The organism is Bradyrhizobium sp. USDA 4486, assembly GCF_054057995.1.
On sequence record NZ_JBSRZV010000001.1, the window covers coordinates 4,408,018 to 4,426,722 of the forward strand.

Here is an 18,705-nt window from a genome sequence, read left to right on the forward strand (position 1 = left end):
CCGGAGTCTCGAGATTCCGGGTTCGATGTTGGCGCATCACCCCGGAATGACGGCTGCGCCGTCACTTCACCGCGAGCAATTCCACGTCGAACATCAGCGTCGCGTTCGGAGGGATCACGCCGCCGGCGCCGCGGGCGCCGTAGCCGAGCTGCGGCGGGATGATCAGGGTGCGCTTGCCGCCGACCTTCATCGTGGCGACACCCTCGTCCCAGCCGGCAATGACGCGGCCCTTGCCGATCGGGAATTCAAACGGCTCGTTGCGGTCGACGGAGGAGTCGAATTTCTTACCCTTCTGGCCGTTCTCATAGAGCCAGCCGGTGTAATGCATCACGCAAATCTGGCCGGGCTTGGGCGATACGCCGGTGCCAACGACGCTGTCGGTGACTTGCAAGCCTGAAGCTGTGGTCATGGTCTTTCCTGCGGTCTGGGCGGAGGCCGTGGTGGAAACGAAAGCCGACACGCCGGCAATCACAGTGATCGCGAGTGCCGAGATGATGGCGAGAACTGCGCGTTGAAAACGCTGCATAAGGCACCTTCGGTTTGAGGCGGAAGGTGTCTAGCGCAAGGAGCGTGGGGTTTCCACCCCTTAGACCTCGATATTTTCCAGCCGCACCGGCAGCTTGCGGATGCGCTGGCCGGTGGCGTGATAGATCGCGTTGCAGATCGCAGCGTTGGTGCCGACATTGGCGAGCTCGCCTAGGCCCTTGGCGCCAGCCGGATTGATGTGATCGTCCTGCTCGGAGAGCAGGATCACCTCGACGCTTGGTGTGTCAGCATTCACGGGCACGAGATAATCGGCGAGATTATCGTTGACATAGCGCGCATAGCGTTCGTCGATCTCGGTCGCCTCCAGCAGCGCCGAGGACATGCCCCAGATCAAGCCGCCCATGAGTTGGCTGCGCGCCGTGCGCGGATTCATGATGCGGCCGGCCGCGAAGGCGCCGACCAGACGGGGGCTGCGGATCTCGTGCGTGAAGCGGTTGACGCGGACCTCAGCGAACTCCGCGCCGAAGGCGTAGGCAATCTTGTCCTTCATCTGATGCCCGCCGACGAGGCGCGCGTGCCCGCTGTGCATGGCCTTGAACGAATCCAGCGGCGCACCTTCCGGCTTCCACTCGCCATATTCCTCGACGACGCCGACACCGAGCGCGTCGAACGCCTTGTCCAAATCGAGCGGACGATCGCTTTTTGCGGCTTGCGTCGTCGGCGTCTGTCCCATGCCGATGGTTTCCTTGGCTTTGTCGGTCAGGCTCGCATTCGGCATCACCGCCTTGAACAGCCGCTGGCGGATCTGGTCGCACACCATCATCACCGCCGAGCAGGTACTGGCGGTCGAGTTCGAGCCACCGGCCACCGGCGCCGGCGGCAGATCGCTGTCACCGATGAAGACGGCGACCTTCTCCAGCGGCACGCCGAGCCGCTCGGACGCGGTCTGGGCGATGATCGTGTAAGCGCCGGTGCCGATCTCGTGGCCCGCGATCTCCACGCGGGTACGGCCGTCGCGCTGGAGACGCACGCGCGCGGCCGACGGCGCCATCTGTGTCGGATAGCAGGTGGCGGCGCAGCCATAGCCGATCAGCCAGTCGCCCTCCGCCATCGATTTCGGCTCCGGCGATCGCCGCGACCAGCCGAACGCCTTGGCAGCCTCATCGAAGCACGCCATCAGCGACCGCGACGTGTAGGGCTTGCCGTCGATCGGCTCGTTGGTGGTGTCGTTGATGCGGCGAAGCTCGACTGGGTCCATGTTGAGCTTGACCGCGAGTTCGTCCATCGCGCTCTCCAGCGCGAACAGATACGGCACCTCCGGCGGCGAGCGCATGAAGCCCGGCGTGTTGCGGTCGGCGCGCACGATCGACACCAGGCTGTCGACGTTCGGACAGGCATAGAGCCGCGTCGTGGTCTTGGTGCCGCCGACGCAATAGGGATCGGGACGCGAGGACACCTCGGCGCCCTCGTGCCTGAGCGCGGTAAGCCTGCCGTCGCGGCTGGCGCCAAGCCTGATCTCGTGCCGCGTCTCGGCGCGATAGGTCGCGATGGTAAAGCCCTGGTCGCGGGTGGCAACGAGCTTGATCGGCCGGTTCAGACGCCTGGCAATCGCAGCGATGATCGCGGTGCGCGGCGTCATCGAGCCGCGCGAGCCAAAGCCGCCGCCGACATAGGGATTGACCACGCGCACCCTGTCGGCGTCGACGCCGAGCTGCTCGGCGACGCCGTTCTTGAGCCCGTAGACGTACTGGCTGCCCTCGTAAATGACGAGGTCGTCGCCCATCCAGGCGCAGCTCGTCGTGAACAGCTCCATCGGATTGTGGTGCTGGGTCGGCGTGTCGTAGGAGGCGGTGAGCTTGACCTCGGCCTCGTCGAATGCCTTGGCAAAATCGCCGACCTTGGGGTCTTCCTTGAACTGCGAGTTCTGCCCCTTGGCGGCGGCTGTCGTCGTCCCCGGGGAATCGAAGGTCGCGCTGGGCGTAGCCGCCGTATAGCTGACCTTGACGCGGTTGGCGGCCTCGCGCGCGGCCTCGTAGGTGTCCGCGATCACGACAGCGATGATTTGGCCGTCATGCGCGATGTCGGCCGATTTCAGCGGCTGGATCGTGGTGCCGGCATAGCCGCCATTGCTGAAGAGTTTCGACTCCTTCAGCTTCGGGGCGTTCTCGTGCGTGACGATGTCGATCACGCCGCGGACGCGCCTTGCATCAGCGAGGTCGAAGCTGTCGATGCGGCCTTTGGCGATGGCGCTGGTGACCAGGAAGGCATGGGCCGGGTTGTCCAGCGGCATGTCGGAGGCGTAGGTCGCGCGCCCCGTGACTTTTGCGGCCGCATCATAGCGCGGCACGGGCCGGCCCATATTCGCCTTCGGCTCGGGAGCAGCAGCGGTCATGGTCAGATCTCCATCGTTACGGCCTGCTGGAGCGCACGCGCCACCACGCGCTTGCCGAGCGCGATCTTGAAATTGTTGTGCTGACGTCCTCTGGCGTCGGCGAAAGCGGCATCGGCGACACGCTGCGCCAGCCCGTCGTCGAACTTCTGGCCCTTGAGCAGCGCTTCCGCCTCGCGCGCGCGCCAGGGCACGGTGGCGACGCCGCCGAGCGCGACGCGCGCATCCTTGATCGTGCCGTCCTGCACGTCGAGCGCGACCGCCGCCGAGGACAGCGCGAACTCATAGGATTGCCGGTCGCGCGCCTTGAGGTACACCGAACGCGGCCAGCGGCCACGGACGACGAAGGCTGAGATCAGCTCTCCGGGCTCAAGCGTGGTCTCGATATCAGGCGTGTTGCCGGGCGCCTTGTGCAACTCCGCGAACAGCATGTTGCGCGTACCGGACTTGCCGGTGATCTCGACCGTGGCATCCAGCGCGATCAGCGCCTGGGCGAAATCGCCGGGATAGGTGGCGATGCAGTGGTCCGAGGTGCCGAGCACGGCATGCATGCGGTTGACGCCGTCCATCGCGGCACAGCCGGAGCCGGGATTGCGCTTGTTGCAATTCTCATAGGACACATCGCGGAAATAGTTGCAGCGCGTCCGCTGCATCACGTTGCCGCCGAGCGTCGCCATGTTGCGCAACTGGGCGCTGGCGGCAAGCTTCAGGGAATCGGCGATCACCGGATAATCGCGCTGGATTCCGTCATGCGCGGCGACATCAGACATCTTCGCGAGCGCGCCGAGCCGCAACTTGTCGCCGCCCGGCTCGATTGCCGACCAGCTGCGCGCGAGCGGATTGATGTCGATGATCGCAGCGGGCCGCATCACGTCCAGCTTCATCAGGTCGATCAGCGTGGTGCCGCCAGCAAGCGGCTGCGCAGCGGCCTGGGTCAGCGGACGGTTGGCAGCCGCGGCGGCGCTGAGCGCCTGCACGGCCATATCGGGGTCGCTCGCCCTCTGATACGAGAAAGGTCGCATGTGCCTAGCCTTTCATGATCTCGGGCGCGGCCTGCTTCACCGCGGCGACGATGTTGGGATAGGCGGCGCAGCGGCAGATGTTGCCGCTCATATATTCGCGGATATCAGCTTCGCTGTTGGCATGGCCCTCCTTTACGCATGCGATCGCCGACATGATCTGGCCCGGCGTGCAATAGCCGCACTGGAAGGCGTCGTTGTCGACGAAGGCCTGCTGCATCGGATGCAGGCGATCGTCGGTGGCAAGGCCCTCGATCGTGGTGATCTCCTGCCCCTCCGCCGCGAGCGCGAGCGTCAGGCACGACACCACGCGGCGATCGTTGATCAGCACGGTGCAGGCGCCGCACTGGCCGTGATCGCAGCCTTTCTTGCTGCCGGTGAGCTTGAGGTGCTCGCGCAGCGCATCGAGCACGGTGGTGCGGGCGTCGATGTGCAGACGCTTCTCCTTGCCGTTGACATGCAGCGTGACGTCGACGGGCAGCGCCGGATTCTGCGCGGACGACGCACCCGCATCCTGCGCAGCAGCGCGCGCAGTGATCGGAACGAGGGCGCTGCCGGCGGCGCCTGCCATGAAGGCGCGACGATCGAATCCGGATGATCGGGAACTTGAATTGTCGGACATTGACGGCCTCCGCCGCTTCAAGACAAAGCAGCGCACGCCTGCACCGCTCGCCCCTCAACTTGGAGCGATGAGCGCAGTTCCGAACGCGAGAGGGGCGACACGGCAAATGCCGCGCCGCCCCTTCGTCAAATTTTCCTGAACTCGCGCGCGGAACTCGTTCCGCGCGCGATCAATAGCCGAGTGCGCAGCCGTCCTTGCGCGGATCGGAACCGCCGGTCAGCGTGCCCTTCTCCCAATCGATCCAGATCGCCTGGGCGCCGCCAAGCGGTCCGACGACGCTGGTGGTCTTGTGGCCGAGCTTCTTCAGGCCCTCGACGATATTGGCCGGGACGCTGTCCTCGAGCTGGTACTGGCCCTCGTAGTGCAGGCCACGCGGCATGTCGATCGCCTCCTGCACGTCGCAGCCATAGTCCAGGATATTGGTCAGGAGATGGGTCTGGCCGGTCGGCTGGTACTGGCCGCCCATTACTGCGAACGACATCGCGGACCGGCCGCCCTTGGTCAGCAGCCCCGGCATGATCGTGTGCAGCGGACGCTTGCCGCCTTCGATGCAGTTGGGATGGCCCGGCTGGATACGGAAACCGCCGGCCCGGTTCTGGAACAAGACGCCGGTCCTGTTGGAGACGATCGCCGAGCCGAAGGAATGCGCGACCGAGTTGATGAACGAGCAGACGTTGCGGTCCTTGTCCACCACGGTGATGTAGATCGTCGAGGGATTCATCGGCGGCGCGACGTTCGGCAGGTCGAGCATGCCGTCCATGCGGATCTTGCTGATATACTCGTCGGCAAAGCCCTTCTCGAGCATCTCGGCGACATTGATTTTCATGTGCTCGGGCGATGCGACGTGCATCTCGCGGTTCATGTAGGCGATGCGCGCGGCTTCCGCCTCCAGATGGAAGCGCTCGACGCTGACGGGCGCGTACTTGGTCAAGTCGAAGCGCGACAGGATGTTGAGCATCAACAGCGCCGTGACGCCCGGGCCGTTCGGCGGGCACTGCCAGACGTCGTAGCCCTTGTACATGGTGCCGATCGGCGTCGTCGTCTCGGTGGTGTGCGCGGCGAAATCGTCGAGCGTGTGGAGACCGCCGATCGAACGCAGGGTCTCGACCATGTCCTCGGCGATCTCGCCCTTGTAGAAGGCGTCGCGGCCGTTCTTGGCGATCGCGCGCAGCGTCTTGCCGAGCTCGACCTGACGGATGACGTCGCCGGCCACCGGCGGCTTGCCGCCCGGCAGCAGGTAGCGCACGGTGTTGGTGCCGGCCTTGAGCTTCTCGAACTGGTTCTTCCAGTCGAAGGCGACGCGGGGGGCGACGACGTAGCCTTCCTCGGCCGCCTTGATCGCGGGCTGAAGCAGCCGGTCGAAGCCGAACTTGCCATGATCGCGCAGCACGGTCGCGAAGCAGTCGATCACGCCGGGGATAGAGACCGCATGCGCCGAGGTTAGTGGCACGGAATTGATCTTGCGCTCGAGATACCAGTCGGCATTGGCCGCCTTCGGGGCGCGGCCGGAGCCGTTATAGGCGATGATCTTGCCCTCGCCGCGCGGCTGGATCAGCGCGAAGCAGTCGCCGCCGATGCCGGTCGATTGCGGCTCGATCACGGCGAGAATGGCTGAGCCCGCGACCGCCGCGTCCACCGCCGTCCCGCCCTCGCGCAGCACCTCGATCGCGGCCAGCGAGGCCTGCGGATGCGAGGTCGCCACCATCGCGTTGGTGGCGTGGACCGTGGACCTGCCGGGGAAGTGGAAGCTTCTCATTGAATCTTTGCTCTCTCAGACCGTCGGCGCGGAGGCGCGCCATCTCGGAAAAACTGGGCCTACATGACACATTCCTGCCCATCCGGGCAATCCTGGCATACCAGGAAAATGGCAGCCGCCCGCTGGGCGATAGGCCTTTTGCCGTCCGCATCCATGCGGGTTTTCTGGGCGGCGGCCGCCTGCTAAACGAGCCGCCATGATCCACAAGGTCGCCGCCTTCTACCAATTCGCCGCCCTGCCCGATTACCGCGAGCTGCGCGAGCCGCTGCGCGCGTTCTGCGCTGGGCTAGCACTGAAGGGCAGTGTGCTGCTGGCGGAGGAAGGCATCAACGGCACGATCGCGGGCGCACCGGAGGCGATCGACGCCTTCGTTCATGAGCTCGCTCACGGCGCCATGTTCGGCGGCCGGCTGGACGACCTCGAACTGAAATTCTCGACTGCGGACGCGATGCCGTTCGGCCGGCTCAAGGTGCGGCTGAAGAAGGAGATCGTCACTCTTGGCGATGCGGCGGCCGATCCGACGCGACTGGTCGGCATCTATGTCGATGCGAGCGAATGGAACGCGCTGATCGCGGCGCCCGACGTGCTGGTGCTCGACACCCGCAATGCGTTCGAGGTGGCGATGGGCACGTTCGAAGGCGCGGTCGATCCTGATATCAAGAGCTTTGGTCAATTCAAGGATTTTGCCGCGCAAAAACTCGATCCCGCGAAGCACCGGCGCATCGCGATGTTCTGCACCGGCGGAATCCGCTGCGAGAAGGCGAGCGCGCATCTGCTCGCGCGCGGCTTTGCCGAGGTGTATCACCTCAAGGGCGGCATCTTGAAGTATCTCGAAGAGGTGCCGGAGGCGCAGAGCCGCTGGCGCGGCGAATGTTTCGTGTTCGACGAGCGCGTGGCGCTCGGCCACGGCTTGCGCGAACGGGACAAGGACGCCGCACGTGACCAATGAGATCAAGAACCTGGGCGAGCGCATCGACGCGCTGGAGATGCGCATCGCCTATCAGGACGACACGATCGAGACGCTGAACCAGACCATCACCGCGCAGTGGAAGCAGATCGATGCGCTGACGCGGAAGGTCGCAGAGCTCGGCGAGCGTCTTCAGCAGGCCGAAGCCAACGCGCCCGGCCCTGCCAACGAGCGCCCGCCGCACTACTAGCCCTCGTGCCCCGGGCGCCGCGCTCTTCGCGGTGCGCTGCTGAACCGGGGCCCATCGCTGCAGCGAAGAAGAGTGCTGGATCCCGGCTCAGCGCCGCAGCGTTTCACGCTGCGTCGCGTCCGGGACACGATAGCTCTTATGCCGTTTGATATTACTCGCCGACGGCCTTGGGCAGGCTCGCGACCTCGACCGACATCATCAACCGATCGCGACCGGATTCCTTCGCGGCATAGAGCGCCTGGTCGGCCGCCTCGACGAGGGTGCCGACGCCGGCGGTGCGCTCCAGCGCCGGGCGGCAGGCGGCGCCGCCGAACGAAGCGGTCACGCAGCCAGAGCTGCGATTGGCGCTGTGGACGAGGCCCGCCTCGCGGATGGCCTTCCGGATTCGCTCGCCGATGCGGGCGCAGCCGTCGGCATCGGTGTTCGGCAGCAGCACTGCGAATTCCTCACCACCGTAGCGCGCAGCGAGATCGCCGGGGCGCTTCATCTCGGCGGCGATGACCTGCGCCACCACGCGCAGGCAGACATCGCCCGCAGGATGGCCGTATTCGTCGTTGTAGGCCTTGAAGTGGTCGACGTCGATCATCAGCAGCGCGAGGCTGGAGCGGTCGCGATAGGCGCGCGCCCATTCATCGCTAAGCCTCTCGTCGAAGCGGCGGCGGTTGGCTAGCCCGGTCAGGCTGTCCTCGATCGCGAGCGTCTCGAGCCGGGTCTCCAGCTTCTTCTGCTCGGTGATGTCGCGCGAGATTGCGACCACGCCGTCGACGCGACCGTTGTCCCTCCGCGTCACCCGCATGGTCGATTCGAGCCAGACCTCGCCCGTCTGCCGGTGCGAGTTGCGATAGGTGACCCGCGCCTCCTCTTTTTCGCCGCGCTTCATGGCATCGACGAGAGCCTGGACCTGCGGCAGGTCGTCGGCATGGATGCCCGCCAGCGCCGGCGTTCCGATCAGCTGGTTGGCGCGCCAGCCGACGACGCGGACCGAGGAGGGAGAGACGTAGCGCAGCCGCTCGTCGAGGCCGATCCGGGTCACCATGTCGCTGGAGCCTTCGGCGAGCAGGCGGAAATGGGCTTCCTTCTCGACCAGGGCGGCGGCCATGTTCTGGCCCCGCTGCAACTGCCGCACCAGCACCGCGCCGATGATCGCAATCAGCATGACCAGCGCAAGCACGTAGAGCATGCGGGAGATGGCCGCCGCGCGCCAGGGCGCCAGCAGCTCGTCCTTGTCGACGGTCGCGAGCAGGACAAGCGGAAAGCGCCCGCTGCGCTTGAAGAAGCTGACGCGGTCGGCGCCGTCCAGCGGTGACTTGAAATGATAGGCGCCGGCCGGCCGCTGCAGGCTGGCGTCGCGGAATAGCGGGGTCTCGGCCACGCTGCGGCCGACGAACTTTGCGTTGTGCGGGGTGCGCGCGATGATCGTGCCCTCGCCGTGCATCAACGCCACGGAGCTGTTGCGGCCGATCTCGAACTGCTCGAAGAAATGCGAGAGATAGCGCGAGCTGATGGTTGCGAGCACGACGCCGCCAAAGCTGCCGTCCGGCTTGTTGAAGCGGCGCGACAGGGTGACGACCCATTCGCCATCGAGCTGGCTCTTCACGGGGTGGCCGACAAAGGGCTCACGCTTCGGCGAGAGTTGATGATGGCGGAAGAACGCATCGTCGCTGAGCGTCGAGGAGATCGTGCCGGGCGAAGTCAGCCAATTGCCCTGGTCATCGATGATGGCGAGGCTGTGGACGCGCTCCATCGCCTTCTTGCGCGCCTCCAGGAGGCTTCTGAGCTTGCTGATCGTCGCCGGCTCGGTGCCGTCCATCTCCAGCCGGCTGACGACGCCGACGACGCCGGAATCCAGGAGATCGAGGCTGTCCTCGGCATGCTGGGTCAGCAAGCGCGCGACATTCGCCATTTCGGTCTCGGCGCCCTTGAGCACCGCATCGCGCGCGGCCCATTCGCGCCAGCCGCTGACGCCGAGGATGGTCGCGCAAGTCAGCACGACGAACGCCGCCGCACGCAGCGGCAGGCGGCTCCATCCGGCTCTTTGGGCAACGACGTTCATGCGGCAGAGGTCTCCGATCTTCCGGAACCTCTGCCGCTTCTGTTATTGAACTCTGAAACGATTGGCGGAATGGGCCGCCATATCCCCGGTTTCCCGTAGTCGTACGGACACCGGAATCGATCCATCGCTAACAAGACATTAGCGAACCTATCGGAATCCGGCGCCCCTCCTCGCTAGCTGAAGATCGCCTTAACCTTGTCCCAGAGCGAGGGATTGTCCGCCTCCGCGTCGGCCTTCGAAGGCGTCGGCTGGGCGGCGCTGACGGGATCGGATGCCGGGAAGGTGTCCTCCAGCCCGGTGTCGAGCTTGGCGTGACGATCGGCGGCGAGCGCCTCGCGCAGATCGTCGGCATGCTTGTCGTGCGGCGCGGGATTGAACGTCTCAGCCATGATCTCCTCCGTTGGCTGGTCAACGCGGCCGTAACGCACTGGTTCCCCTGTTCCGCTGGGGCGCGCGGCGGTGTATCAGGGGCGATAACCTGCTTCAGGACCATTCGTGCCCCAGCCTGCGACGAAACCTTTCATCGACGTCCTCTCCGGCCAACGTCAGCCCGTCCCGCCCATGTGGATGATGCGGCAGGCCGGCCGCTATCTGCCTGAATATCGCGAGGTGCGTGCCAAGGCCGGCGGCTTCCTCGATCTCTGCTTCAACCCGGAGCTTGCCGCCGAAGTGACGCTGCAGCCGATCCGCAGGTTCGGCTTCGATGCGGCGATCATCTTCTCCGACATCCTCGTGATCCCCTACGCACTCGGCCGCTCGGTGCGCTTCGAGGTCGGCGAGGGTCCGCGGCTCGAGCCGCTGGATGATCCGGCGAAAGTCGCAGCGCTCGCCGCGCAGGCCGATCTCGGCAAGCTCACGCCGGTGTTCGAGGCGCTCAAGCTCGTGCGCGGCGCGCTCGATGCCAAGACCGCGCTGATCGGCTTCTGCGGTGCGCCGTGGACGGTCGCGACCTACATGGTCGCGGGCCACGGCACGCCTGACCAGGCGCCGGCGCGGATGATGGCTTACCAGCATCCAGAAGCGTTTGCGAAGATCATCGACGTGCTGGTCGAGAGCTCGATCGCATATCTGCTGGCGCAGTTAGAGGCCGGCGCCAACGCACTGCAGATCTTCGACACCTGGGCCGGCGTGCTGCCGCCGGCCGAGTTCGCGCGCTGGTCGACTGAGCCGACGCGGCGCATCGTCGCGGGCGTGCGCGCAAAGGTGCCGGACGCGAAGATCATCGGCTTTCCCCGCGGCGCTGCGGCGCAATTGCCTGGTTACGTCGAGGCGGCCGGCGTCGACGCGGTCAGCATCGACTGGACCGCGGAGCCCGCCTTCATCCGCGAGCGCGTGCAGAGCAAGGTCGCCGTGCAGGGCAATCTCGATCCGCTGGTGCTGATATCAGGGGGCGCCGCGCTCGATCGCGCGGTGGACAACGTGCTGGCGAATTTTGCGCAAGGACGGCTGATCTTCAATCTCGGCCACGGCATCCAGCCGGAGACGCCGATCGCCCATGTCGAGCAGATGATCAAGCGGGTGCGGGGGTGAATTTCGCTGCGCCTAAGGACAAAACAAAGGCCGCGAAACAACCCCATGCACAGTACGAATCATTGAAGATTTCGCCGCCGTGGAAAATTCTCCGTTTCCGAATATAACTTGACCCGTCGGGCAACACAGGCGCATAATGCCATCATCTCGCCGACCGTAATTCGCAGAGAGCCAGCTAGCGGGGCCGGCTTCGCTCGATGATCTCCGCCGCACCCTTTGCCAAGAGTTCGAGACCCACCGCACGACCGAGCTCGCGCGGGCGATTGGCGGGGCCTATGCGCGAAGCTTCGATGATGGTGTTGCCGGAAAGGTCGAGCACGGAGGCGGTGAGCGACATCTGATCGCCCGTGATGGTCGAGAAGCCCGCAACCGGCGAATTGCAGTGGCCGTTGAGGACCCACAGCACCTCGCGCTCGGCATCAGCAGAGGCGTGCGCAGCGGGATCGTCGATCGATGAAAGAATTTGCCTCGTTTGCCAGTCCTGCGCGGCGCATTCGACGGCGACGATGCCCTGCCCCGCCGCGGGCAACATCTCCGCCGCGGTGAATTCGTAGGCGATGCGATGCGCAAGACCGACGCGGTCGAGGCCCGAGCGCGCCATGATCAGCGCATCCGCGGGCCCCACAGCACCGCCATCCGGCAGGCGCTGCTTCTCGCCATTGTCGAGCTTTCGCACGCGGGTATCGGCGGCGCCACGGAAGTGGATCACCTCGACATCCGGAAACAACCGCCGCGCATAGGCGGCACGGCGCACCGCATTGGTGCCAATTTTAAGACCCTTGCCGCGCGACTGGCGCAGCGCGTCCAGCATCACGCCTTCACGCAGCACCAGCGCATCGGCGGGTGGATCGCGCGACAGCGTGGCGCCGATGACGAGACCGGGCGTGTCCTCGTTGCCCGGCATGTCTTTCAACGAATGCATCGCGGCCTGCAGTTCCCCTGACAGCACGGCGGCACGGATCTGCGCCACGAAGGCGCCGCCCTTGCCGCCATGCGGCAGCAGCTTGCTGGTCTGGTCGAGATCGCCCGTGGTGTCGAACTTGACGATCTCGACCTCGAGATCGGGCCTGGCGGCGGTCAGACGGCGCGCAATCTCCTCCGTCTGCGCCAGCGCCATCGCGCTCTTGCGGGTGCCGATCCGTAGTCGAATAGCCAAGCCGTTCTCCATCCAGGACGCGTGTCGCGTGCGCGAGCGCGTCATTGCCCATACGACAGGTTCAGGTCGCATGGTAGATGGCTGCTGCGCTCTCTGCAGGGACATTAGCACAATCATGCGGAGAGACGCAGCGCCTCGACCAACGATCGGAACGCACGGGCATATTCCGCACCGGCCCTTGCGATGTCGGCGCGCCCGGCGCAGGCGACCGCGGCCTCCGTCACCGCGCCGAGCAGCAGGCGGGCCAGCGGCTCGACCGGCTGGCGTGCGATCAGACCGGCGTCCATCGCGGCGGAGAGCGCCCGCGGCATCTTGCCGCCGAAGTGCCGCGCGTCGATCTCCCGCCAGCGTTCCCAGCCGAGCACGGCCGGGCCGTCGCGCAGGATGATCCGGCCGGTCGGGCCCTTGGCGGTCGCGGAAAAATAATGCTGGGTGCCGGCGATCATCGCGGCGAGCACGTCCTTTTCGGCGCGCGCGGTGCGGTCGATCTCGGCAACGAGCTCGCGCGAGACGGAATCGAACACGGCTTCGAACACGGCTTCCTTGGTCTTGAAATGATGATAGACCGCGCCCTTGGCGATGCCGGCGCCTTCCGCAATCTCGTCCATGGTGGTGGCGGCAAAGCCGTGCGTCCCGAACAGCCGGCGCGCCGCCGTCAGGATCGCCTCCGTCGTCGCCGCGCGCCGCTCTGCCTGTTTCGCCATGTTGTTCCTGTCTCGCGCAGATCAGGCCGCGGCCTCGCTTAGCCTCTCCCGCCAACAAGCGGGAGAGGGAGCCCACCTTCTTCGCGGACGCGGCTCGATCTGATCTGATGCTCTAATTGAATTTGGCGGACGCTGCCAGTTGACTTTTCGACCCTCGGTCGGTATTTACCGACTATAAGTCGGTTTTATTCGTGAGGTGCGCCATGCCGAGCCGTGACATCGTCGAAGCTTTTGCGAAGCGGTTGGAGGATGGGGATTTCGTCGGGGCGATCGAGCAATTCTACACGCCCGATGCCGCCACTTACGAGAACAACGCCGCGCCGACGATCGGACGGGACAAGCTGGCAGCGAAGGAGCGCGGCGTGCTGGCCGCCTTCAAGGAGGTCAAGGCGGTCCGCATCGGGCCGAGCCTGATCGAGGGCGACAATGTCGCGACGCGCTGGATCTTCAGCTTCACCAATGCCGAGGGCGTCACGCGAACGCTGGACGAGATCGCCTGGCAGACCTGGCGGGGTGATGAGCTGATCGAGGAGCGGTTCTACTACGATCCGAAGCAGTTGGGGCGGTGAGCCTCGGGCACGCTGTCATCGCTAGGCTTGACCTGCCGATCCACTACTCCAGAGCCGGGCATTGAAGAGCTCGCTCTCGCCACATCCACCGCAGCCTGCTGGATGCCCCGGTCAAGCCCGGTCAAGCCGGGGCATGACAGCGGGAATTGGTGGCGAACATGTTTCCGTCCGTTACAGCCGTAACGCGCGGGCCTGCATTTGTATCGATTTGTTATCGATACTCCCGATCGAACACGCAGAAGTGGTCACAGAGCCCGCCGCAAGCGTGGATAATTCACAGTTCGTCAAAGCTTTATGGCGAATTCTCCGGATCGAGCCGGACAAACGGCTCGTGCTGCTAGGCTCTGGGATGCGGACTCAAACGACCAGCTATTTCGCGCGGCTGTTTGGCGGCGATCTGTCGGCCTTTGGCGGTCCTGCAACCGACGAAGCCGTGGCCGGCCATATCCGCGCGGAACAAATGTCGCTGGTGCTCGGCTATTCGGTCGGCATCATGCTCGCCAATGCCTGCAACGCCGTCGTGCTGGCGATCGCGCTGTGGCAGTCGCCGGAGCGAATGTTCGCCCTGATCTGGGCGGTCATCGTGGCCGGCGCCGCAATCGCGTTCGGCCTGCAATCCCATGCCGCGCGCCGGATCACCAAACCGCAATTCGTCTCACGCCGGGCGATGCACCGCCTGGTGCGCAATGCCTTCGTGCTCGGCAGTGCCTGGGGCATCGTCCCAGTCGCCTTCTTCAACAACGCCTCGACCGGCGGCCAGCTCGTCATCACCTGTCTCTGCTCGGGCATGCTGGCCGGCGGCGCGCTCGCCTTCGCCACGATCCCGATTGCAGCCATCTCTTTCACCGCGCCCATCTTCGTCGGGATCGCCATTTGCCTCGGGCGAAACGGCGACCTCGCCTTCCTGCTGATCGCCTTTCTCGTCGTGGTCTATGGCAGCGTGCTGCTGCGCGGCGTGTTCGTGAACTCGTTCGCCTTCGCGCGACGCGTGATGCGGCAGATCGAGGCCGAGCGCACGGTGCGGCAGGATCCGCTGACCCAGCTGCCGAACCGCGTCGCCTTTGGCGAGACGCTCGATGCCGCGCTGAAGCGCCTCGCTCTGTCCGGCGAGGAGTTCGCGGTGCTGCTGCTCGACCTCGATCGTTTCAAGGAGGTCAACGACCAGTTCGGACATCCCGCCGGCGACGAATTCCTGGTCCAGGTCGCAAGCCGCCTGCAACGCTGCACCCGCGCGGCCGAGCACGTCGCGCGGATCGGCGGCGACGAGTTCGCGCTGCTGATGGCCAACCTGGCGCGCCCCGAAGACGCGCTCGAGATCGCCGAGCGCTTCGTTGGCGCCTTCAAGGAGCCGTTCCAGATCGAGGGCCGCCAGTTCGTCGGCGCAACCAGCGTCGGCATCGTGGTGGCGCCGTGCGACGGCAGCTCAGCGCTCGACATCATGAAGAACGCCGATACCGCGCTCTACCGCGCCAAGAAGGCCGGCCCGGGCACAGTCTGCTTCTTCGAGGCCAGCGACGACCGCTCATCGCGCGAGCGCAAGGCGCTGCAATCGGACCTCGCGGGCGCCGTCGGGCGCAACGAGCTGTTCCTCGCCTTCCAGCCGTTCCTCGATCTCGATGCGAACCGCATCACCGGCTTCGAGGCGCTGCTGCGATGGCAGCATCCCTCGCGCGGCCTCGTGCCGCCGAGCGAGTTCATCCCGATCGCGGAGGAAACCGGGCTGATCCACGAGATCGGCGAATGGGTGATCCGCCGCGCCTGCGCGACGCTGGCGGACTGGCCCGAGGACATCCGCGTCGCCGTGAATTTTTCGGCGGCGCAGTTTCACAACACGAGCATTCTCCAGACCATCGTGCAGGCGCTGGCGGAGGCAAAGGTCGCTCCGCACCGGCTCGAGATCGAGATCACGGAATCGATGCTGCTGTCGAAATACGGCTCGGCCGCATCGATCCTGAACGCGCTGCTCGAGCTCGGCATCACGGTGGCGCTGGACGATTTCGGCACCGGCTTCTCCTCGCTCACCTATTTGCGCAAGCTGCCGTTCAGCCGGATCAAGATCGACCAATCCTTCATCCGCGACATGCTGGTGCAGCCCGACTGCGCCGCGATCGTGAAGTCGGTGATCTCGCTGGCGCGCGATTTGCGCATCGGCGTGGTCGCGGAGGGCGTCGAGACCGCGGACCAGCTCGAATATCTCAGGCAGATCAGTTGCGACGAGGTGCAGGGCTATCTGATCAGCCGGCCGGTGCCCGCCGACGGCGTGATGGCGCTGCTGGAGACGAAGAAGCTGCGGGCGACGTTTGCGGCGTAGCTATCAGAGCCTCCGCGGCGTCATGGCCGGGCATAGCCGTCCGAAGGACGCCGTCGCTTCCGCTCGCCTATCTCCCGGCCATCCACGCCTAACCACTCGGCACGAAGAACGTGGATGCCCGGGACGAGCCCGGCCATGACGACTTCACCTCAGACCGCATCCGCCCGCAGCAGCGTGTCCACCGTGATCGTGCCCCTCGCCCGCGAGACGCAGGCGCAGATCTTCTGGTTGCTCTGCTTCTGGTGATCGCTGAAGAAGACATCGCGGTGGTCGATCTCGCCGTCGACGGCGACGACGTCGATGGCGCAGAGGCCGCACTCGCCGCGCTTGCAGTCGTACATCACCTCGTGGCCGCTGGCGTTGAGCACATCGAGCATCGAACGCTCGCGCGGGATTTCGAGCTCGACGTCCGAGTCCTTCAATCGCACGCGAAAAGTCTCGGTCGGCAGCGTTCCGCTGGAGCCGAAGGTCTCGTAGCGGAGATCAGGGAGCGGATGGCCGGCGCCAATCCAGGCGTGGCGTGCGGCATCCAGCATCCGCATCGGGCCGCAGAACAGTGCCAGCGCACCTTGCGGCAATGAGGCGAACAGCGCGTCAAGATCGAGGCGCCGGCCCTCGTCGCTGGCATGAACGACGAGGCGATCGCCGAGCATCGCGGCGAGATCGTCGAGATAGGCCGCCTCCGTGCGCGAGCGCACCGCATAGTGCAGCGTCACGTTTGCCCCGCGCCGGGCCAGCGCCTGCGCGGCGCCGAGGATCGGGGTGATGCCGATGCCACCGGCGATCAGGCAGTAATGTTCCCGCGACCAGTCGACCGCGAGCAGCGAGGCCGGCTGCGTGATGTCGAGCCGCGCGCCGGGCTGCAAGGACCACATGTAGCGCGAGCCGCCGCGGGAATCCTCCGCGCGACGGACCGCGATCTTGAAGCCGCGCGAGATGGCTTCGCCCACGAGCGAATAGGACCGCGTCTCCGGCAGGCCGTTGATGGTGACGCTGACATTGATATGGCTGCCGACCGGATAGGCCGCGCCGTCGAATTGATCCGGCTTGATCAGGAATTCGCGGATGCCGGGGGCGAGATCGCGCGTCTCAACGAGCGTTGCCGGAATCCAGGTCTCAACGAAGCGCATGGTGACTGCCCTCAGTCGGTTGCGGTCTTGATCAGCGCGAGCGCCGGCAAGAGGTCGAGATGGGTACGGTTGCGCAGTGCGAGCCGCAGATTGCGGACCGCGAGCCGCGCGTGCTCGCGCATCACGGCTTCGGCGCGCGCGCCCTCGCGGTTCTCGATCGCGTCGATCACGACGCGGTGGTGCTCCTGCCCGATGATCAAGATCTGCTGCGCTTCGGGCAATGCCGACTGCGCCATCACGAAGGCGCTCGGGGACGCAAACGGCAGCGCCGAGGCGCGGTCGATCTGCCGGATCAGCGGCGGGCTGCGCGACAATTCGGTCAGGAGGGCATGGAAGCGCGCGTTGAGCGTGACATAGGACGAGAAAGCCTCGATCGAGATCGGCACCTGGCGCAGCAGCTCGTCGATCGCAGCCAGGCATTCCTTCAGCGGCTCGAGCTCGCGCGCGGAGGCGCCGCGCTCGGCGGCAAAGCGCGCGGCAAGGCCTTCCAGCGTGCCGCGCAGCTCGATGGAATCGGAGATGTCCCGCTCCGAAAACGCCTTCACCATGAAGCCGCCGGAGGGAATCGCTTCCAACAGCCCCTCCTCCTCCAGCCGCACCAGCGCCATGCGCACCGGGGTGCGCGAGGCGCCCGTCGTCTCCACCGCCTGCAGCTCGGAGATGCGTTCGCCGGGGCGTAAAGACCCCGACAGAATCTGGTCGCGCAGTGCCAGCTGCGCCTTCACGGTCTGCGAGACAGAGCGGTCGACCTCACGCTCGGCCATGACCTACTCCGCAGCCTGAAGGCGCGGCGGCGGATTTTCCTTCGCCACCATCTTGTCGATGAGCTTGCGCGACCACATCGCGCCGGCGTCGATATTGAGGTTGTAGAAGATGCGGTCGGGGTTCTCGTCCATCGCACGCTGCTGCGCCTCGAGGATCAGTTCGTCCTCGCGGAAGATGCCGGAGACACCCTCGCGGATCTCGGTGGTGATGCGCTGCTCATCGAGACGATAGTTGCGCACGAAAGCCCAGAAGTAGTGACAGGTCTTCTCGGTCTCGGGCGTGATGGTGTTGAGCACGAAGCCGTTGACGCCCTGCGAGCGGTCGCCTTCGGGCGCGCCGGTGCCTGTCGGCGCCACGCCGACGTCGATGGCGATGGTGCACGGCGCCTCGAAGCGGATGATCTGCCAGCGGTCGACGAGGCCGGGCTTGCCGAGCTGCTTGGCCCAGAACGGCGGCGCCTCGATGCCGCGCATCCAGCGCGTCACCGTCACCGTCTTCTCGCCATGGGTGACGTCGAACGGCGCTTCCGCCACGGCGTCGTTTCCAATGGACGAGCCGTGCACGAACGTCTCGTGGGTGAGGTCCATGAGATTGTCGAGCACGAGACGGTAGTCGCAATTGACGTGGATAGTCTTGCCGTCGCCGGCCCAGGCCGGATCGTGATTCCAGTGCATGTCGGGCACGAGCGCGGGATCGGCGAGCGCCGGATCGCCCATCCAGAGCCAGACGTAGCGGTGGCGCTCGACCACGGGATAGGCGCGCACGCAGGCCGACGGGTTGATGGTCTCCTGCGAGGGCATGAAGGTGCAGCGGCCCTGCGCGTTGTATTTCAGGCCGTGATAGCCGCAGACGACGGTGTCGCCTTCGAGCCGGCCCTTGGACAGCGGCACCAGCCGATGCCAGCAGGCATCCTCCAGCGCGGCCACCGAGCCGTCGGCCTTGCGGTACATCACGACATGCTTGCCGCAGATCGTCCGGGGCAACAGCGCCGGCTTCACCTCCGCGTCCCAGGCCGCGGCGTACCAGGCGTTCATGGGGAAGGGTTTTGTCATGGGCGT

At 65.9% G+C, this 18,705-nt stretch carries 17 protein-coding genes; 5 read left to right on the forward strand and 12 right to left on the reverse strand.

All coding sequences use genetic code 11. From position 1 onward, the window contains the following. Nucleotides 1–61 precede the first annotated feature (61 nt). The 5 genes from ACVWY3_RS21395 to ggt form a co-directional block, all read right to left on the reverse strand. Complete coding sequence (locus ACVWY3_RS21395; protein ID WP_456840247.1) at nt 62–526, reverse strand: FKBP-type peptidyl-prolyl cis-trans isomerase; 465 nt, start codon at nt 524–526, stop codon at nt 62–64. A 60-nt stretch (nt 527–586) separates the two neighbouring features. Next, complete coding sequence (locus ACVWY3_RS21400; RefSeq protein WP_456840248.1) at nt 587–2,878, reverse strand: xanthine dehydrogenase family protein molybdopterin-binding subunit; 2,292 nt, start codon at nt 2,876–2,878, stop codon at nt 587–589. Between the two features lie 2 nt (nt 2,879–2,880). Further along, complete coding sequence (locus ACVWY3_RS21405) at nt 2,881–3,897, reverse strand: FAD binding domain-containing protein (RefSeq protein ID WP_456840249.1); 1,017 nt, start codon at nt 3,895–3,897, stop codon at nt 2,881–2,883. A 4-nt stretch (nt 3,898–3,901) separates the two neighbouring features. Then, nucleotides 3,902–4,465 (reverse strand): (2Fe-2S)-binding protein, encoded by a 564-nt coding sequence (locus ACVWY3_RS21410; RefSeq protein ID WP_456843416.1) that lies wholly within the window; start codon nt 4,463–4,465, stop codon nt 3,902–3,904. Between the two features lie 220 nt (nt 4,466–4,685). After that, a complete protein-coding gene (gene ggt, locus ACVWY3_RS21415; protein ID WP_456840250.1) occupies nt 4,686–6,272 on the reverse strand; it encodes a gamma-glutamyltransferase in 1,587 nt (528 codons plus the stop codon). 196 nt (nt 6,273–6,468) lie between these two features. Between ggt and trhO the strand changes: the two genes are divergently transcribed. Together trhO and ACVWY3_RS21425 are read left to right on the forward strand one after the other, a co-directional pair. After that, nucleotides 6,469–7,221: an oxygen-dependent tRNA uridine(34) hydroxylase TrhO gene (gene trhO / locus ACVWY3_RS21420; protein WP_456840251.1), complete on the forward strand. Its 753-nt coding sequence runs from the start codon at nt 6,469–6,471 to the stop codon at nt 7,219–7,221. Next, nucleotides 7,211–7,429 (forward strand): SlyX family protein, encoded by a 219-nt coding sequence (locus ACVWY3_RS21425; RefSeq protein ID WP_456840252.1) that lies wholly within the window; start codon nt 7,211–7,213, stop codon nt 7,427–7,429. Before trhO ends, ACVWY3_RS21425 begins: the two co-directional genes overlap by 11 nt. A gap of 151 nt (nt 7,430–7,580) precedes the next feature. On the opposite strand, the gene ACVWY3_RS21430 is transcribed toward ACVWY3_RS21425, so the two are convergent. Next, nucleotides 7,581–9,482, reverse strand: coding sequence for a sensor domain-containing diguanylate cyclase (locus tag ACVWY3_RS21430; RefSeq protein ID WP_456840253.1), 1,902 nt, complete (start codon nt 9,480–9,482; stop codon nt 7,581–7,583). A 173-nt stretch (nt 9,483–9,655) separates the two neighbouring features. Continuing rightward, nucleotides 9,656–9,871: a hypothetical protein gene (locus ACVWY3_RS21435; protein ID WP_456840254.1), complete on the reverse strand. Its 216-nt coding sequence runs from the start codon at nt 9,869–9,871 to the stop codon at nt 9,656–9,658. Nucleotides 9,872–9,977: 106 nt separating this feature from the next. On the opposite strand from ACVWY3_RS21435, the gene hemE reads away from it, so the two are divergent. Then, nucleotides 9,978–11,012, forward strand: a complete 1,035-nt coding sequence (hemE, locus tag ACVWY3_RS21440) for a uroporphyrinogen decarboxylase (RefSeq protein ID WP_456840255.1) — start codon at nt 9,978–9,980, stop codon at nt 11,010–11,012. A gap of 175 nt (nt 11,013–11,187) precedes the next feature. Here the strand turns inward: hemE and hemC are convergent, their stop codons facing one another. Both hemC and ACVWY3_RS21450 read right to left on the reverse strand, forming a co-directional pair. Beyond that, on the reverse strand, nt 11,188–12,168 hold the full coding sequence (gene hemC / locus ACVWY3_RS21445) for a hydroxymethylbilane synthase (RefSeq protein WP_456840256.1): 981 nt from the start codon (nt 12,166–12,168) through the stop codon (nt 11,188–11,190). Nucleotides 12,169–12,281: 113 nt separating this feature from the next. Then, nucleotides 12,282–12,872, reverse strand: a complete 591-nt coding sequence (locus tag ACVWY3_RS21450; RefSeq protein WP_456840257.1) for a TetR/AcrR family transcriptional regulator — start codon at nt 12,870–12,872, stop codon at nt 12,282–12,284. 203 nt (nt 12,873–13,075) lie between these two features. Between ACVWY3_RS21450 and ACVWY3_RS21455 the strand changes: the two genes are divergently transcribed. Both ACVWY3_RS21455 and ACVWY3_RS21460 read left to right on the forward strand, forming a co-directional pair. Continuing rightward, nucleotides 13,076–13,441 (forward strand): nuclear transport factor 2 family protein, encoded by a 366-nt coding sequence (locus ACVWY3_RS21455; protein ID WP_456840258.1) that lies wholly within the window; start codon nt 13,076–13,078, stop codon nt 13,439–13,441. Nucleotides 13,442–13,790: 349 nt separating this feature from the next. Next, nucleotides 13,791–15,752: a putative bifunctional diguanylate cyclase/phosphodiesterase gene (locus ACVWY3_RS21460; protein ID WP_456840259.1), complete on the forward strand. Its 1,962-nt coding sequence runs from the start codon at nt 13,791–13,793 to the stop codon at nt 15,750–15,752. Between the two features lie 149 nt (nt 15,753–15,901). Here the strand turns inward: ACVWY3_RS21460 and ACVWY3_RS21465 are convergent, their stop codons facing one another. From ACVWY3_RS21465 to ACVWY3_RS21475, 3 genes are read right to left on the reverse strand one after another with little or no spacing between them, the layout of a single operon-like run. After that, nucleotides 15,902–16,882 (reverse strand): PDR/VanB family oxidoreductase, encoded by a 981-nt coding sequence (locus tag ACVWY3_RS21465; RefSeq protein ID WP_456840260.1) that lies wholly within the window; start codon nt 16,880–16,882, stop codon nt 15,902–15,904. Between the two features lie 11 nt (nt 16,883–16,893). Further along, on the reverse strand, nt 16,894–17,646 hold the full coding sequence (locus ACVWY3_RS21470) for a GntR family transcriptional regulator (RefSeq protein ID WP_456840261.1): 753 nt from the start codon (nt 17,644–17,646) through the stop codon (nt 16,894–16,896). A 3-nt stretch (nt 17,647–17,649) separates the two neighbouring features. Continuing rightward, on the reverse strand, nt 17,650–18,699 hold the full coding sequence (locus tag ACVWY3_RS21475) for an aromatic ring-hydroxylating dioxygenase subunit alpha (RefSeq protein ID WP_456840262.1): 1,050 nt from the start codon (nt 18,697–18,699) through the stop codon (nt 17,650–17,652). Nucleotides 18,700–18,705: the final 6 nt, after the last annotated feature.

Bases quoted from the DNA above. Each gene is read 5' to 3' on its own strand.
- ACVWY3_RS21455 (WP_456840258.1), top strand. From the start codon at position 13,076: ATGCCGAGCCGTGACATCGTCGAAGCTTTTGCGAAGCGGTTGGAGGAT.
- ACVWY3_RS21450 (WP_456840257.1), bottom strand. From the start codon at position 12,872: ATGGCGAAACAGGCAGAGCGGCGCGCGGCGACGACGGAGGCGATCCTG.
- ACVWY3_RS21405 (WP_456840249.1), bottom strand. From the start codon at position 3,897: ATGCGACCTTTCTCGTATCAGAGGGCGAGCGACCCCGATATGGCCGTG.
- ACVWY3_RS21465 (WP_456840260.1), bottom strand. From the start codon at position 16,882: ATGCGCTTCGTTGAGACCTGGATTCCGGCAACGCTCGTTGAGACGCGC.
- ACVWY3_RS21435 (WP_456840254.1), bottom strand. From the start codon at position 9,871: ATGGCTGAGACGTTCAATCCCGCGCCGCACGACAAGCATGCCGACGAT.
- ACVWY3_RS21470 (WP_456840261.1), bottom strand. From the start codon at position 17,646: ATGGCCGAGCGTGAGGTCGACCGCTCTGTCTCGCAGACCGTGAAGGCG.
- ACVWY3_RS21460 (WP_456840259.1), top strand. From the start codon at position 13,791: ATGCGGACTCAAACGACCAGCTATTTCGCGCGGCTGTTTGGCGGCGAT.
- ggt (WP_456840250.1), bottom strand. From the start codon at position 6,272: ATGAGAAGCTTCCACTTCCCCGGCAGGTCCACGGTCCACGCCACCAAC.
- ACVWY3_RS21400 (WP_456840248.1), bottom strand. From the start codon at position 2,878: ATGACCGCTGCTGCTCCCGAGCCGAAGGCGAATATGGGCCGGCCCGTG.
- ACVWY3_RS21395 (WP_456840247.1), bottom strand. From the start codon at position 526: ATGCAGCGTTTTCAACGCGCAGTTCTCGCCATCATCTCGGCACTCGCG.
- ACVWY3_RS21410 (WP_456843416.1), bottom strand. From the start codon at position 4,465: ATGGCAGGCGCCGCCGGCAGCGCCCTCGTTCCGATCACTGCGCGCGCT.
- ACVWY3_RS21475 (WP_456840262.1), bottom strand. From the start codon at position 18,699: ATGACAAAACCCTTCCCCATGAACGCCTGGTACGCCGCGGCCTGGGAC.
- ACVWY3_RS21430 (WP_456840253.1), bottom strand. From the start codon at position 9,482: ATGAACGTCGTTGCCCAAAGAGCCGGATGGAGCCGCCTGCCGCTGCGT.
- trhO (WP_456840251.1), top strand. From the start codon at position 6,469: ATGATCCACAAGGTCGCCGCCTTCTACCAATTCGCCGCCCTGCCCGAT.